The organism is Kocuria sp. MNB10 (assembly GCF_054073685.1).
Map to the genome: position 1 here is coordinate 316,909 of NZ_CM133411.1, position 13,898 is coordinate 330,806.

Sequence of the window (13,898 nt, forward strand, 5' to 3'; positions counted from 1 at the left end):
ATACGTGGATCGCTAATGCCAAGCTCCTGAGTTCGTGGGTTTCCCCGTGGTTGGGTCCTGGACCACAACGAAAAACCTCCGCTGCGGCACGCGCGAGCGGAGGTGAGAACCACACAGAGACCGAGATGACACGACCGTCATGAAAACGGCGTGGTCGTTCGGTCACGAACCCGGGCACCTTGTGCCGTGTAATCGCGTCACTCGGCGGGCGGCGGCGGGTGGGAGTCATCTCCGCTTGCACACTGCCCACCAATATAACGCATGCGGGGGCGTCGGGGCCAGTCGAGGGACGGCCCCACGCCGGGCGAGGTCGCTGTTCTACAGTGGTCCCATGTCCGAGCAGCCGCGCTCCGAGCGCTTCGAATTCACCGACACCGCATCGTCCCAGGGTCCCGCCCACGGTCACGACACCGCCCACGACCACGGCGCCTCCGATCCCGATGCACTGTCAGACGAGACCCTCGCCGAGGTGAACAACCAGATGCGTGACATCGCCGAGGTCCCCGCGGTCGAGGTCATCACGACCGCCGCCGTTCACCTGATGAGCGCCGCCGCCGTGAAGTGCGGTCTGGCCGCCGAGGAGAACGCCGAGGAACTCAAGGACCTGGACGAGGCGCGCAAGCTCATCATCGCCCTGGCAGGTCTGATCACCGCGGCCGCTTCCGAGATCGGCTCCCAGCACGCGGGCCCGTTACGCGACGGCCTCAAGTCCCTCCAGCTCGCGTTCCGCGAGGCTTCCCCGTTCCCCGACGCCCCCGGCGCGGGACCCGGCGAGAAGTTCACGGGCCCGGTCTACGGCTGAGCGTCGATCCCGTTGAAGTCCTTTTAAGGAACGCGGCGCGCGACCGGTGGTCGTGCGCCGCGTTCCTCTTGGTGACGTCAGACGGCGACGTCACGCTGTGATCTCATGCAGTGACCTCACGCGGTGAGCCGGACCTCGATCGAATCCACCGCCTCCGCCATGACGGGCTGGGCCGCGAGCTGCTGCTGGTAATGCCCCACTGCTGCCTGCACCTCGTCGGCGGACAGCCCCACCCGCAGCTGCAGGGTGACCGTGAGCTCCGGGCCCTCGCCCCCACCGCGTAACGCGGCGCCGCCGGACCGCGCGGCATTCACACCGCGACCCGGTCCGGCGAGCGCCGCCACGATCTCCGAGCGCCCGAGTGCCGCGCGCGTGACGGCGTCGTCCACCGCGACATTCCGGTACGACGGCGTCCACTCGTGTCCCTGCGCCACGGCCCACAGGGCGGGGCGCCGGACCACGAAGGCCGGATCCGTCCCCGGATCCACGACAAGCAGCGCGGAGCCGTCTTGCACCGCGGACAGCGCGGCGCGGCGGATGTCCGCGGCGACCGGTCGGGCCCGGGAGTTCCATGCGGTCAGTGCATTGGTGGACGTGAACACCGGCAGGGCCTTGCGGCCGTCGGCGGCCTGCAAGCTCACGAGGGCCATGTCCGCTTCCTTGTCGGAGACCAGACCGTCCTCGGTGATGTGGGACTGGGACACCTGCGCCACGATGGGCACGAACACCCGGATCCCGGCGAGCGCGGCCACGACCTCCTCCTCGCCCACTGTCCCCGCGCGCCATGCGTCAAGTGCGCAGGCGACACTCGGGTCCGCGGTGCCGGGGTCGTCGGGAAACTGGTGGGTGTGGCTCGTACCCTCCCCCAAATTGCGACCCTCCCACGACTGACCGCCGGTGTCTGTGGGGCCACCGGCCGAGCGCAGCTGAGCGGCGATGTGCGCGGGAAGGATGCGAGCGCCGTCGGCCCCGGAAACGCGTGCGCTGGGGCCGGAAACGTCGTGATCACCGCGCCCGGAGGGCGGGTGCGCTTCGCGTCCGGGCCCGCGATCCGCGCGGTGCTCAGGCACTCGGGCGACCGGCGACGTCCAGGGCCTGCGCAAGCGTGAACTTGCCGGCGTAGAGTGCCTTGCCCACGATCGCGCCCTCGATGCCGGCGGGGACGAGCTCGCGCAGCGCGGCGAGGTCCTCGAGGGACGAAATCCCGCCCGAGGCCACCACGGGCTTGTCCGTGCGGCGGGCGACCTCGGCCAGCAGCTCGGTGTTGGGCCCGCGCAGCGTGCCGTCCTTGGTCACGTCGGTGACCACGTACCGCGCGCAGCCGTCGGCCTCGAGGCGCTCCAGCACCTCCCACAGGTCGCCGCCGTCCTTGGTCCAGCCGCGCGCGGCGAGCGTGGTGCCGCGCACGTCCAAACCCACGGCGATCCTGTCCCCGTGCTCGGCGATTACGCGATGCGTCCACTCGGGATTCTCGAGCGCCGCCGTGCCCAGGTTAATGCGCGCGGGGTCCAGGGACAGGACGCGCTCGAGGGACTCGTCGTCCCGGATCCCGCCGGACATCTCGATCTTGAGGTCGAGGTGCGCGGCGACCCGGCGCAGGACGTCGATATTGTCACCGCGACCGAACGCGGCATCGAGGTCCACGAGATGCAACCATTCGGCGCCCGCGTCCTGCCACGCGAGGGCGGCCTCGAGCGGATCGCCGTAGCCGGTCTCGGAGCCGGCCTCCCCCTGGACCAGGCGCACGGCCTGGCCCCCTTGCACGTCCACCGCGGGCAGCAGTTCCAAACGGCGTTCGGTGGTCTCGGTCATGTCTCTCCTCACGTGGCGCCCGCGGGCGCCGTGGTGGTCCGGTGGTTGATTGGATTGTCGCGGTGCGGCGCGCGCCCCGTACCCGTTGACGACGGCACTACGCCCGGTTCACACGCTCGTGAACCACGAGTAGCCCCCGTAGCCGATCAACACGAGGGCCACAAACGCGAGCAACACCACGCTCCACAGCGGCTTGCGCTGCTGATGGAAGGAGATCGCCCCGCCCACGAAGAACGCCCCCGCCACGAGCAGCAGCACCGATGCGGTCATGCCGGGACCCCCGAACCCGGTGCGGGGATGCGCCCGGCCATGCGTCCGGTGCGCGGCAGCGTGGACAGCCAGTTGCGCAGCAGGGCGATCCCCGCCGCGGAGGACTTCTCGGGGTGGAACTGCGTGGCGCTCAACGGACCGTTCTCCACGGCGGCCACGAAGGGCGCCCCGTGCTCGGACCAGGTGACGCCCGGGGGCGCCATGTGCTCAATGCTCTGGTCGAATTCCCACTCCCGCACCCCGTAGGAGTGCACAAAGTAGAACCGCTCGCCCTCGATGCCGCGGAACAGTACCGAGCCCTCCGGCGGGCGCACCTCATTCCAGCCCATGTGCGGGACCACCGGAGCGTCGAGGCGTTCCACGGTCCCGGGCCACTGTGCCAGTCCCTCGGACTCGTGACCGTGTTCCACGCCGCGGTCGAACATGACCTGTAGGCCCACGCAGATCCCCAGCACCGGACGGCCACCGCTCAACCGGCGATCGATGAGCCGCGGGGCGTCCACCGCGCGCAATCCCTCCATGACGGCCGCGAAGGCGCCCACGCCCGGGACCACGAGACCGTCCGCGTCCATGACGTCGCGCGGATCGGCGCTCAGCACCACCCGCGCGCCGGCCTCCTCGAGGGCGCGCACGGCAGATCGCACATTGCCCGCGCCGTAGTCCAGGACGACAACGCTCGGCGCCTCCGTCATGTTCTGCTCCGCCCCGTTCACAGTGCGCCCTTGGTGGACGGGACCACGCCGGCCATGCGGGCGTCGGGCTCCACGGCTTCGCGTAACGCCCGCGCAAGCGCCTTGAACTGGGCCTCGGCAATGTGGTGCGGATCGCGGCCGCGGATCACTTCCACGTGCAGGCACAACTGGGCGTGGTAGGCCAGGGACTCGAAGACGTGGCGGGTCATCGACCCGGTGAAGTGACCACCGATCAAGTGGTATTGCTGGCCCTCCGGTTCACCCGTGTGCACCACGTAGGGCCGCCCGGACACGTCCACCACGGCGGACGCGAGTGCCTCGTCGAGCGGCACGGTGGCCTGCCCGAAACGGCGGATCCCCCGCTTGTCCCCGAGTCCCTGGCGCAGCGCATCACCCAGGACGATCGCTGTGTCCTCGACCGTGTGGTGGACGTCGATGTCCGTGTCCCCGTGGGCCTGGATGTCCAGGTCGATCAGGGAGTGCTTGGACAGTGCCGTGAGCATGTGGTTGTAGAACGGCACCGTGGTCTCGATCGAGGACGTACCCGTCCCGTCCAGGTCCAGGCTCACGCGCACGGTGGATTCACTGGTCACACGTTCCACCGTGGCGGTGCGGTGGTTCTCGACTGCGCTCATGAAAGACGACATCTCCTCGGGGACGGCGCCCGGCGACGGCTCGGCGGGCGGGTCCAGTCTAGATGGCTGGGGTGGAACCATGGGGCCGCGGCCCGACCGGTCCCACGGTTCGAGACGAGCCGGGCCGGCTCAGAATATTGGCCCGGACGGTCCGGCTCAGGACCGGGCGAGGTAGGACTCCACGGCCTCGAGGAACGCGGTGGTCTCCGCTTCCGTCCCGGCGGTGACCCGTAGGTGGCCGGGGATCCCCACGTCCCGCACGAGGACGCCCTGGTCGAGCAGACCCTGCCACATGGCGTGGGCGTCCCCGCCGCACTCGAAGAACACGAAGTTGGAATCGGATTCGGCGGGGGTCAGGCCCAGTCGCTTGAGCTCGTCCACGATCCGGTCGCGCTGCAGCTTGATGTCCTCGACCGTGCCGAGCAGTGTCTCGTGGTGTTCGAGTGCGGCCAGTGCGGTCGCCTGGGTCACTGAGGACAGGTGATACGGCAAGCGCACGAGGCGGATAGCGTCCGCGACGGAGCGGTCCGCGGCGAAGTACCCGAGCCGTGCACCCGCTAACGCGAACGCCTTGCTCATGGTGCGCGTGACGATGAGCCGGGGACGGCCGGGAAGCAGGGTTAGCGCCGAGGGGGTTCCGAAGCGCGCGAACTCGGCGTAGGCCTCGTCCACGACGACGATGGTGTTGCGGTCCTCCCCCGCCTCGTACACGGCCTCGACGACGTCCAGTCCGAGCGCGGTCCCGGTGGGGTTGTTGGGCGAGCACAGGAACACGATGTTTGGGGCGTGCTCGCCCACCTGGCGTGCCGCCGACTCCGCGGACAGGGAGAAGTCCGCGGCGCGCTCCCCCGCGATGAACCGCGTTCCGGTCCCGAGGGCGAGCAACGGGTACATCGAGTACGTGGGGACGAAGCTCAACACGGAGCGCTCCGGCCCACCGAAGGCCTGCAGGATCTGCTGCAGGATCTCGTTGGACCCGTTGGCGGCCCACAGATTGTCCTCGGTCAGCTCGTGACCCAGATAGGACGCTAGGGCGGTCCGCAGATTGGTGAAGTCCCGGTCCGGGTAGCGGTTCAGGGACGCCGCGGTATCGGTGACGCGCCGCGTGACGGCCCGAACCACGGGCTCGGGAACCGGATGGGTGTTCTCGTTAGTGTTCAGTGCGACACGGACTTCCAGCTGGGGAGCACCGTAGGGAGACAGGCCCCGCAGGTCGTCGCGCAGCGGAAGGGCTTCGAGGGAATCATCACGAGAATTCACCAGACCAGTCTATGGACTCAGTGCATATCCGGTCACACGACGTCTCACGGTGTGTCGATTCCCGGACCAGTCGTGACACCGCCCGGAGCTTGTCGGCGCACCAGGAGTCGCTCACTTGGCACCGACGGATCACGTCACCGACGGGTCACCGTCAGCGGGACGGGACCTCCAGGACCTGACCGGTGCGCAGGGTGGAGGACGTCAGACCGTTGAGCTCGGCGATGTCGTTCATGACCTCTCGGGTATCCCGCTGCGGGTCCGCGACGGCGGCGATCTCCCACAGGGTCTGGTCCGCCTGCACCGTGACACCGTGGGTCACGGGCGCCCCCGCCGGTTCCGTGGATGCCTTGACCGTGGGCGGCAGCAGGAAGACGGCGGCGACTACCAACAGGGCCGCCGCTCCCGTGACGAAGGGCAGTCCGATCAGGAAGAACCGGCCGCGGCGGGTGAGCTGCAGCGGCGAATGAGCGGCGCGCGGGGCGGCCTGGACGGACGCGGCACGGGCCGACGTACGAGCGCGCACGGCGGCGGAGGACGCAGCCGTGGCGGAACGAACGGATCGCGACAAGGTGAGAGCGGTCATGGCTACCTCCTGGTGATCTGACCGGATCCACCCGAAGGTGGCGGTGTTCGAACGCGAAGCGTATTTAGAACACATTTTCGAATCTCTACCCACAGTTCTAGCACGGGTGTACGAATGCTGTCGAGGACCTTTTCGAACACATATTTGAACCCGGGGACGCGCGCGGGTTAAGCTCGAGGTCACACAGGAGTTAGTTGACCCCACGTCTCCGACACGCATAAGCGGCCTCCGCGGCCCACCGCAGGGTGTGCACAGCGTGGACGGTGAAAGGACCCCGCACGTGAGCACTTCTTCCCCGAATCAGCAGGCGTCCGACCGACGCCCGCGCACGCTCACCCCTCGACAAGCACGGATTCTCGGTGCCGTGCAGCGCTGCATCACCACGCGCGGCTACCCGCCGTCCATGCGTGAGATCGGTGACACCGTGGGTCTGGCGTCCCTGTCCAGCGTGACCCATCAGCTCGGCCAGCTCGAGAAGTGGGGCTACCTGCGCCGGGATCCGCGCCGACCCCGCGCCATGGAGGTCCTGCGCCCGTTGAGCGCGGAGGAACTCGACCGCCACCTGGGGCCGGCCGACGAGCCCGCGGGTTCCGTGGAGTCCTTGGCGACCCGCGCATCGGGCGCCGCGTCCCCCGCGGTGCACACCATGGGCGACCTGCCCGCCGCGGACGACGACGACGCCATGGTCCCCGTACCGCTCGTGGGGCGCATCGCCGCCGGTGGTCCCATCACCGCCGAACAATCGGTCGAGGAGGTCTACTCCCTGCCACGGCAGTTCGTGGGTCACGGCCAGTTGTTCATGCTCAAGGTCTCCGGGGACTCCATGATCGACGCTGCCATCTGCGACGGCGACTGGGTCGTGGTGCGCCAACAGAACTCCGCGCAGAACGGGGACGTCGTGGCTGCCCTGCTGGACGACGAAGCGACCGTCAAGACCTTCCGCCAGCGCGACGGCCACACGTGGCTGCTGCCCCAGAACACCCGCTACGAACCCATCCTGGGTGATCACGCGACCGTGATGGGAAAGGTCGTCTCGGTCTTCCGCTCCCTGTAGCTCGCCCTCCGAACGGTTCCGGGAACCGCGCGTCGCGTCACGCGGGACCCGGCGGCGTGCACCGCCTCGGAACCGCCCGTGCTCGCGCTCCGGACCACGGGCCCGCGCTCACAGGGCTGCGGCGCGCGCCGTAATACCGTACGCCGACCCGCGCATGATCCGGCGGGGAGCGCACGGAGGCACTCAACGCGCGTCTCCCTAGACGGCACCACGGACGTGAGCACAGCGACGTCGAACGCTCAGGAGCGCGCCAATCGCTCTAACGCCCCGAGAACGGTCGAGCGGTCCGTGGTGGGCCACAGCGGCGGGAGGGACCGGGCCAGGAAGGACCCGTAGCGCGCCGTGGCGAGCCGCGAGTCCAGCACGGCGACGACGCCCTTGTCCCCGCTCGCACGGATCAGTCGGCCGGCGCCCTGCGCCAGGCGCACCGCGGCGTGGGTGGCCGAGACCGACATGAACCCGTTGCCGCCTGCCCGTTCGGCCGCGCGTGTGCGGGCGGTGCCCAGGGGATCGTCCGGGCGCGGGAACGGGATCCGGTCGATCACGACCAGTCGGCACGATTGCCCCGGCACGTCCACTCCCTGCCACAGGCTCATGGTTCCGAACAGGCTCGCTGAGGGATCGTCGGTGAACTCCTTGACCAGGGACGGCAGGGAGGCGTCCCCCTGGCACAGGATGGGCAGCTCTGTACGATCGCGCAGCGCCTCCGCCGCGTCCTCCGCGGCCCGGCGGGACGAGAACAGACCGAGCGCGCCGCCGCCCGAGGCCTCGAGCAGCCCGAGCAGTTCCTCGAGTTGCTCCTCCGAGACGCCACGGCCGGGTTTCGCGAGGTGCTTGGCCACGTAGAGGATGCCTTGGCGGCGGTAGTCGAAGGGGCTGCCCACGTCCACGCCCCGCCACGCGGGGGACCCCGGGCCCTGCAGGCCGAGAGCCCCGGCCGTGGACGAGAACGATGACCCCACGGCCAGGGTCGCCGAGGTCAGCACGACCGTGCGCCCGTCGAACAACCCCTCCCGCAGGGGCCCCGCGACGCTGAGCGGCGCGATGTTCAGGGTCGCCGGTTCCCCTTCGAACGCTCCCACGTATCCCTCGGTGGGCGACCAGCGACCCACGCGGGAGATCCACAGGACGTCATGGGCGGTGTCCGCCGACAGCATGCGCTCGGCGGTGTCCAGCAGCTCGGACAACCGTGAGCGGGCCGCGTGACGTGCCGCGTCCTCGCCCTTGGAATCGCCCTTGGTGTCACTGAGCCCCGTGCGCGCGGCATCCTGAACGCCACCGACCGCGTAGACCTGCTCCTCGGTGAAGCCTCGCGGCAACAGTCCGGACGGGTCGGGGTCGAAGGCGAGATCGAAGGCCTGCGCGGCCTTCTCGAGTGCATCGCTCGACGCCGCGGTGTGCTTGCGCACGGCCGTGGCCGCCGCTCGTACCGCGGCGGCGGACAGCGACGCGGTCACGGCACCCGTGACCCGGTCCCGCAGCTCATGGGCCTCGTCAACGATCACGACGTCGTGCTCGGGCAGGACCGCGAGCCCCTCGAACGCGTTGATCGCGAGCAGCGCGTGGTTGGTGATCACCACGTCCGCCTCGCCGGCCTCGGCCCGGGCGCGCTCGGCGAAGCACTCCTCCACGAGGGGGCACTTGCGCCCCAGGCACTCCTTGGCGGTCACGGAGACCTGCCGCCACGCGGCGTCCGTGACACCCGGCTGGACGTCGTCCCGGTCCCCGGTCTCGGTGGTCTCGACCCATTCCCGCAACCGCAGCACCTGCTGGGCCAAGCCACCGAGGGGGCGATCCGCGCCCCCTGCGGCGGGTCCCGAACCGGGGACGTCGAACAGGGCGCCGTCGTCGTCCGGGTAGCCGCCCTCGACCTTGTGCAGGCACGCGTAGTTGGAGCGGCCCTTGAGCAGCGCGACGACGGGGCGGTCGTCCAGTTCGTCCTCGAGCGCGTCGAGCAAGCGGGGGACGTCCCGGCCCGTGATCTGGGACTGCAGGGCCAGCGTGGCCGTGGCCACGACCACGGGCTTGTCCGCGGTGCGGGCGTGGCGCAGGGCCGGGACGAGGTATGCGAGCGACTTACCCGTACCGGTCCCTGCCTGGACCAACAGATGCCGGCCGGTCTCGAGGGCCTCGGCGACCTTGGCCGCCATGAACCGCTGTCCCTCCCGACGCTGCCCGCCCAGCGCGGTCACGGCGGAGTCGAGGAGCTCGAGCGTGTCCACCGCGCCGGGCAGCGTTTCGGGGCGGACGTCCGAGAGGTCGTGCCCCGCTTCGTCGACGAACGATTCGCTCATGCTCCGGCGGGATCCTCCGCGGTGGGCGAGGCGGCCGGGCTCCCGGGCTCCGCCACGCGGTAGGGCGCGAGTTCGCCCACGAGTTCCTCGCGAACGCGCACACGCAACCGCGTGCCCTCGGGAGTGTGTTCCGTGCGCAGGATCTCGGCGTCCTGGGCGTGCAGCCGGGAGACCACCTCGCCGTGAACGTAGGGCACGAGCAGTTCCATGTTGTGGTCTGGGCGCGGAATAGCGGAGGAGATCAACCGCTGCAATTCCTCGATGCCCTCTCCCGTGCGCGCCGACACGGCCACCGACGGGTGCTCGTGATTGCGCAAACGACCCAGCACCACGGGATCCGCGATGTCGGCCTTGTTCAGGGCCACGATCTCCGGGATGTCATTGGCCCCCACGTCCGTGAGGACGTCCCGCACGGCCTTGAGCTGACCCTCCGGATCCGGGTGGGAGGCATCCACTACGTGCACGATGACGTCCGCGTCCGCGACCTCTTCCAGGGTGGAGCGGAAGGCCTCGACCAACTGGGTGGGCAGCGAGCGCACGAAGCCCACGGTGTCCGCGAGCGTGTAGCCGATCCCGTCCGGGGTCTCGGCCTTGCGCACCGTGGGATCCAGCGTGGCGAACAGCGCGTTCTCCACGAGGACCCCGGCATCCGTCAACCGGTTGAGCAGGGACGACTTACCCGCGTTGGTGTACCCCGCGATCGCGACCGAGGGCACGGAATGACGCTTGCGGTTGAGTCGCTTGGTCTCACGCGCCGGCTTCATGGCCGCGATCTCCCGACGCAACTTGGCCATGCGCTGGCGGATCCGGCGCCGGTCCAGTTCGATCTTGGTCTCACCGGGACCACGGCTACCGATGCCCTCACCCGAGGCCGCACGGCCACCGGCCTGCCGGGACAGCGACTCACCCCAACCACGCAGACGCGGGAGCATGTATTCGAGCTGCGCCAGCTCCACCTGCGCCTTGCCCTCCTTGGACTTGGCGTGCTGGGCGAAGATGTCCAGGATGAGGCCCGTGCGGTCGATGACCTTGACCTTCACGACGTCCTCGAGAGCACGACGCTGCGACGGCGCGAGCTCGGCATCCACGATGACGGTGTCCGCACCGGTCGCGGCCACCACGTCCTTGAGTTCCAGGGCCTTGCCCGAGCCGAGGTACGTGCCGGGGTCCGGGGTCACGCGCCGCTGCAGCAGACCGTCCATGACCTCGGAACCGGCGGTCTCCGCGAGCGCCGCGAGCTCACGCAGCGAGTTCTCCGCATCGGCCAGGGTCCCGCTCGAGAACAGACCCGCCAAGACGACGCGCTCGAGCCGCAGCTGCCGGTACTCGACCTCGGTGACGTCCTCGAGCTCGGTGGACAGTCCGGCGACACGGCGCAGCGCGTGACGTTCGGCGAGGTCCTGCTGATCGCCGTCGGATTCGACGTGGACGTGGTCCTCGTCCGCGAGCTCACGGGCGCGGCCCAGGTGATCGTGTCCGCCGCCCGCGGCGTATGACGCGGCGTGGTCGCGGGCGCCGTGGACGCCCCGTTCATCGTCGAAGACGTCCTGACCGGCGTCGTGGACGTGGGTGGGTTCGGAGCGTGTGCGCGCACGGGCCAGGACACGCGAGACGACGTCCTCCAGTTCCGGTCCGGTCAGTTCCGCGGAGTGTCCGGGCTGCTTCGGAGCGGGATTCTGGTGCTGGTGAGATTGCGTCATATTTCCTTGATCTGTGGCTGGAGACGGTTGACCAAGTCTAGCGCCGGGCACTGACACGACGGGCGGGGGCACTAGCATGTGGAGCCATGGCCCCCGAGAATCCCGCCCAGCATTACTTCGTGTCCGACCCGTCCGTCGCGGAGAAACCGCGGCGGATCACCGTGGAGCTGCGGGGCCGCACCGTGGACGTGGGGACGGCAGCGGGGGTCTTCTCCCCCTCGGACCTGGACAAGGGAACCGCCGCGCTGCTGCGCAACGTGCCCGATCCGCACGGGCGGAACCTGCTCGACATCGGGTGCGGGTGGGGGCCGATCACCCTGGCCCTCGCGCTCGCTGCACCGAGTGCCACGGTCACCGCGGTGGACATCAACGAACGCAGCCTGCGGCTGACTGCGGCGAACGCGCGGGAGCTGGGTCTCACGGGCGTGGAGACCCATCGGCCCGAAGACGTACCCGCGGATCGTACGTTCGACACCATCTGGTCCAACCCGCCGATCCGCGTGGGGAAGCAGGAACTGCACGACATCCTCATGATGTGGCTCCCCCGCCTCGCGCCCGGTGGTACGGCGTGGCTCGTGGTACAGAAGAACCTGGGTGGGGACTCACTGCAGCGCTGGCTCGCGGCCACCCTGGGTGAGGGGTATTGCGTGGACCGGGCCGCAACCGACAAGGGCTTCCGCGTCATCACTGTCCAGCGCGCCTGAGGCGCGCGGAGGCACGCATGCCGGGCCGGGAACCGGGGTTGCGTGTACGGCGTTGGAAGCCACACCCCCGGGCGTTGGGTCGGGAACCGGTATCAGGGGAGTCGGGCTGGGAGTCGGCGCGCAGCGTCGTCGTCGGACGATGGATGCAACAGGGCCGCGCGGCGAGGCCCTCCCGACTCAGCCCACCACGGCACGAACGCGACCGACTCAGACAAGTTCGGCGGTGGCCACCACGCGCACCGGACCCGTGAGGACAACATGCTCGGTGCCGTCCGGGGCGGGCACGAACGTCACGGACAGCACGCCCCCGGGGACGCGCACGAACCAGCGGTCCGGGGAGTCGGGACCGCCCCAGAACCGGGTGGCCGCCGCGGCCGCGCACGCGCCCGTGCCGCACGAGTACGTCTCGCCGACACCCCGTTCATGGACGCGCATCTCGAGGCGACCGAACTCGGAATCGCCGTCGTCCAAGGGCACCACGAACTCCACGTTGGTCCCCTCGGGAGGGGTGGGTTCCACGACGGGCGCGGTGTGTAGGTCCAGCCCGTCCAACTTCTCGCCCTCGGACAGGGCCACGACCGTGTGGGGATTGCCCATGCTGATCGACACCCCCGGGCGGGGGACCGTGAGGCCCTCCGCATTCACGAGGCAATCCGAACCGCGCTCGCGCGCGGCATCCCCATCCTCGAAGCTCCACGGACCCATGTCCACGGCGTAGCCGTCGGACGTACGCGCCACGGTGCGCATCCCCGCGCGCGTGCCGATACGCAGTTGAGAACCGCGCGGGAGGCTCACGAGCCCCTCGCGCACGAGGTGGTCCACGAACACCCGCACCCCGTTACCGCACATCTGCGCCACGGAACCGTCCCCGTTGCGGTAGTCCATGAACCACTCGACGTCCGGGTGCGCTTCGGCGAGCTCGCCGGCATCGGCCACGTGCTCGGTGCGCACGGCGCGGATCAGGCCGTCACCGCCCAGCCCGAGGTGTCGGTCGCACACCGCCGCGACCGTGTCCGGTGAGACGTCCAGGGTGCCGTCCCGGTCCGTGAAGACCACGAAGTCGTTTCCCGTGCCGTGCGCCTTGGTCACGCGCACGCCCGCCAGTTCCTGCCAGTTCACGCTGCCTACCGTCCCCTCGGTCGTGTCAGTCATCGCCGCCATCATACTGAGCCCGGACGACGTCCATTGCCCGTTCCGGCAGCGCGGACGGTCCCGCGGGATCGTCCGCGCGCAACCAGTGCACGCGAGGATCCGCCCGGAACCACGTGCGCTGGCGCTTCACGAACCTGCGGGTGGCGGTCACGGTCTCGTCCCGGGCGCGCTCGAGCGTACTCGTGCCGTCGAGCACCGCGAGCAACTGGGGGTACCCCAAGGCCTTCCCGGCGGTGGGGCTCTCGCGCAGCCCCCGGGCCGCGAGCGCTCGTACTTCGTCCAGCCACCCCCGCTCGAGCATGGTGTCCACGCGGCGGGCCACCCGCTCGTTGAGCACGTCCCGCTCCATGGCGAGACCGATCTGCACCGTGGGCCGCACGTACCGGCGCTCGGGCATGAACGACGTGAAGGGCCGTCCGGTCAGCCGATGCACCTCGATCGCCCGGACCAGTCTGCGGTCGTCCTTGAGCGTGGCCGCTGATTCGGGATCCACGTCCGCGAGCCGCTGCAGCATGCGGGCGTGCCCGTGCTCGTGCAGCTCGGCTTCGACCCGCGCTCGCAGCTGCGGATCGGTTCCAGGGAATTCGATGTGGTCGAGCACCGCGCGCACGTACAGTCCCGAGCCGCCCACGAGGACGGGCACGTTGCCGCGTTCCTCGATCTCGGCGATGACGGTGCGAGCGCGAGTCTGGAACGCGGCGACCGACGCTTCCTCGTGCAGGTCCAAGATGTCGAGCAGGTGGTGCGGCACTCCCCCGCGTTCCTCCGGGGGCAGCTTGGCGGTCCCGATGTCCATGCCCCGGTAGAACTGCAGGGCGTCCGCGTTGACGATCTCCCCGCCCACGCGCTGGGCGATCGCGATCCCGAGGTCCGACTTCCCGGTCCCCGTGGGCCCCACGACCGCCACGACCGGGCGTTGCGTCCCCCGGGTCATACCGCG

General features: G+C 70.0%; 14 protein-coding genes. 3 read left to right on the forward strand and 11 right to left on the reverse strand.

The window, feature by feature from the left end; all coding sequences use genetic code 11:
* Window positions 1–331 precede the first annotated feature (331 nt).
* Window positions 332–802, forward strand: coding sequence for a DUF1844 domain-containing protein (locus tag ACW9PK_RS01375; protein ID WP_457016286.1), 471 nt, complete (start codon window positions 332–334; stop codon window positions 800–802).
* Window positions 803–918: 116 nt separating this feature from the next.
* On the opposite strand, the gene ACW9PK_RS01380 is transcribed toward ACW9PK_RS01375, so the two are convergent.
* The 7 genes from ACW9PK_RS01380 to ACW9PK_RS01410 form a co-directional block, all read right to left on the reverse strand.
* Window positions 919–1,755, reverse strand: a complete 837-nt coding sequence (locus ACW9PK_RS01380; protein WP_457017142.1) for an SseB family protein — start codon at window positions 1,753–1,755, stop codon at window positions 919–921.
* A 109-nt stretch (window positions 1,756–1,864) separates the two neighbouring features.
* Entirely contained in the window at window positions 1,865–2,614 is a 750-nt protein-coding gene (gene priA, locus ACW9PK_RS01385) for a bifunctional 1-(5-phosphoribosyl)-5-((5-phosphoribosylamino)methylideneamino)imidazole-4-carboxamide isomerase/phosphoribosylanthranilate isomerase PriA (RefSeq protein WP_457016287.1), read from the reverse strand.
* A gap of 108 nt (window positions 2,615–2,722) precedes the next feature.
* The gene (locus tag ACW9PK_RS01390; RefSeq protein WP_165489804.1) at window positions 2,723–2,884 is read right to left on the reverse strand and encodes a hypothetical protein; all 162 of its coding nucleotides are present in this window, start codon (window positions 2,882–2,884) and stop codon (window positions 2,723–2,725) included.
* On the reverse strand, window positions 2,881–3,576 hold the full coding sequence (gene hisH, locus ACW9PK_RS01395; RefSeq protein ID WP_318545576.1) for an imidazole glycerol phosphate synthase subunit HisH: 696 nt from the start codon (window positions 3,574–3,576) through the stop codon (window positions 2,881–2,883). Before hisH ends, ACW9PK_RS01390 begins: the two co-directional genes overlap by 4 nt.
* A 17-nt stretch (window positions 3,577–3,593) precedes the next feature.
* A complete protein-coding gene (gene hisB / locus ACW9PK_RS01400) occupies window positions 3,594–4,211 on the reverse strand; it encodes an imidazoleglycerol-phosphate dehydratase HisB (protein WP_144932642.1) in 618 nt (205 codons plus the stop codon).
* A gap of 156 nt (window positions 4,212–4,367) precedes the next feature.
* On the reverse strand, window positions 4,368–5,471 hold the full coding sequence (locus ACW9PK_RS01405) for a histidinol-phosphate transaminase (protein ID WP_085106696.1): 1,104 nt from the start codon (window positions 5,469–5,471) through the stop codon (window positions 4,368–4,370).
* Window positions 5,472–5,622: 151 nt separating this feature from the next.
* Window positions 5,623–6,054, reverse strand: a complete 432-nt coding sequence (locus ACW9PK_RS01410; RefSeq protein ID WP_457016288.1) for a LysM peptidoglycan-binding domain-containing protein — start codon at window positions 6,052–6,054, stop codon at window positions 5,623–5,625.
* A 280-nt stretch (window positions 6,055–6,334) separates the two neighbouring features.
* Between ACW9PK_RS01410 and lexA the strand changes: the two genes are divergently transcribed.
* The gene (lexA, locus tag ACW9PK_RS01415) at window positions 6,335–7,108 is read left to right on the forward strand and encodes a transcriptional repressor LexA (RefSeq protein ID WP_085106694.1); all 774 of its coding nucleotides are present in this window, start codon (window positions 6,335–6,337) and stop codon (window positions 7,106–7,108) included.
* A gap of 239 nt (window positions 7,109–7,347) precedes the next feature.
* Here lexA and ACW9PK_RS01420 read toward each other — a convergent pair whose 3' ends face one another.
* Window positions 7,348–9,402, reverse strand: coding sequence for an ATP-dependent DNA helicase (locus ACW9PK_RS01420; RefSeq protein WP_457016289.1), 2,055 nt, complete (start codon window positions 9,400–9,402; stop codon window positions 7,348–7,350).
* On the reverse strand, window positions 9,399–11,102 hold the full coding sequence (gene hflX, locus ACW9PK_RS01425) for a GTPase HflX (protein WP_457016290.1): 1,704 nt from the start codon (window positions 11,100–11,102) through the stop codon (window positions 9,399–9,401). The genes ACW9PK_RS01420 and hflX overlap by 4 nt, the downstream gene beginning before the upstream one ends.
* 86 nt (window positions 11,103–11,188) lie before the next feature.
* Between hflX and ACW9PK_RS01430 the strand changes: the two genes are divergently transcribed.
* Window positions 11,189–11,806, forward strand: coding sequence for a class I SAM-dependent methyltransferase (locus ACW9PK_RS01430; RefSeq protein ID WP_144932636.1), 618 nt, complete (start codon window positions 11,189–11,191; stop codon window positions 11,804–11,806).
* Between the two features lie 207 nt (window positions 11,807–12,013).
* On the opposite strand, the gene dapF is transcribed toward ACW9PK_RS01430, so the two are convergent.
* Together dapF and miaA are read right to left on the reverse strand one after the other, a co-directional pair.
* Window positions 12,014–12,958, reverse strand: a complete 945-nt coding sequence (gene dapF / locus ACW9PK_RS01435; protein WP_457016291.1) for a diaminopimelate epimerase — start codon at window positions 12,956–12,958, stop codon at window positions 12,014–12,016.
* The gene (miaA, locus tag ACW9PK_RS01440; RefSeq protein WP_457016292.1) at window positions 12,951–13,892 is read right to left on the reverse strand and encodes a tRNA (adenosine(37)-N6)-dimethylallyltransferase MiaA; all 942 of its coding nucleotides are present in this window, start codon (window positions 13,890–13,892) and stop codon (window positions 12,951–12,953) included. The genes dapF and miaA overlap by 8 nt, the downstream gene beginning before the upstream one ends.
* Window positions 13,893–13,898: the final 6 nt, after the last annotated feature.

Bases quoted from the DNA above. Each gene is read 5' to 3' on its own strand.
- dapF (WP_457016291.1), bottom strand. From the start codon at position 12,958: ATGACTGACACGACCGAGGGGACGGTAGGCAGCGTGAACTGGCAGGAA.
- hflX (WP_457016290.1), bottom strand. From the start codon at position 11,102: ATGACGCAATCTCACCAGCACCAGAATCCCGCTCCGAAGCAGCCCGGA.
- hisH (WP_318545576.1), bottom strand. From the start codon at position 3,576: ATGACGGAGGCGCCGAGCGTTGTCGTCCTGGACTACGGCGCGGGCAAT.
- ACW9PK_RS01420 (WP_457016289.1), bottom strand. From the start codon at position 9,402: ATGAGCGAATCGTTCGTCGACGAAGCGGGGCACGACCTCTCGGACGTC.
- miaA (WP_457016292.1), bottom strand. From the start codon at position 13,892: ATGACCCGGGGGACGCAACGCCCGGTCGTGGCGGTCGTGGGGCCCACG.
- ACW9PK_RS01375 (WP_457016286.1), top strand. From the start codon at position 332: ATGTCCGAGCAGCCGCGCTCCGAGCGCTTCGAATTCACCGACACCGCA.
- ACW9PK_RS01390 (WP_165489804.1), bottom strand. From the start codon at position 2,884: ATGACCGCATCGGTGCTGCTGCTCGTGGCGGGGGCGTTCTTCGTGGGC.
- ACW9PK_RS01410 (WP_457016288.1), bottom strand. From the start codon at position 6,054: ATGACCGCTCTCACCTTGTCGCGATCCGTTCGTTCCGCCACGGCTGCG.
- priA (WP_457016287.1), bottom strand. From the start codon at position 2,614: ATGACCGAGACCACCGAACGCCGTTTGGAACTGCTGCCCGCGGTGGAC.
- ACW9PK_RS01430 (WP_144932636.1), top strand. From the start codon at position 11,189: ATGGCCCCCGAGAATCCCGCCCAGCATTACTTCGTGTCCGACCCGTCC.
- hisB (WP_144932642.1), bottom strand. From the start codon at position 4,211: ATGAGCGCAGTCGAGAACCACCGCACCGCCACGGTGGAACGTGTGACC.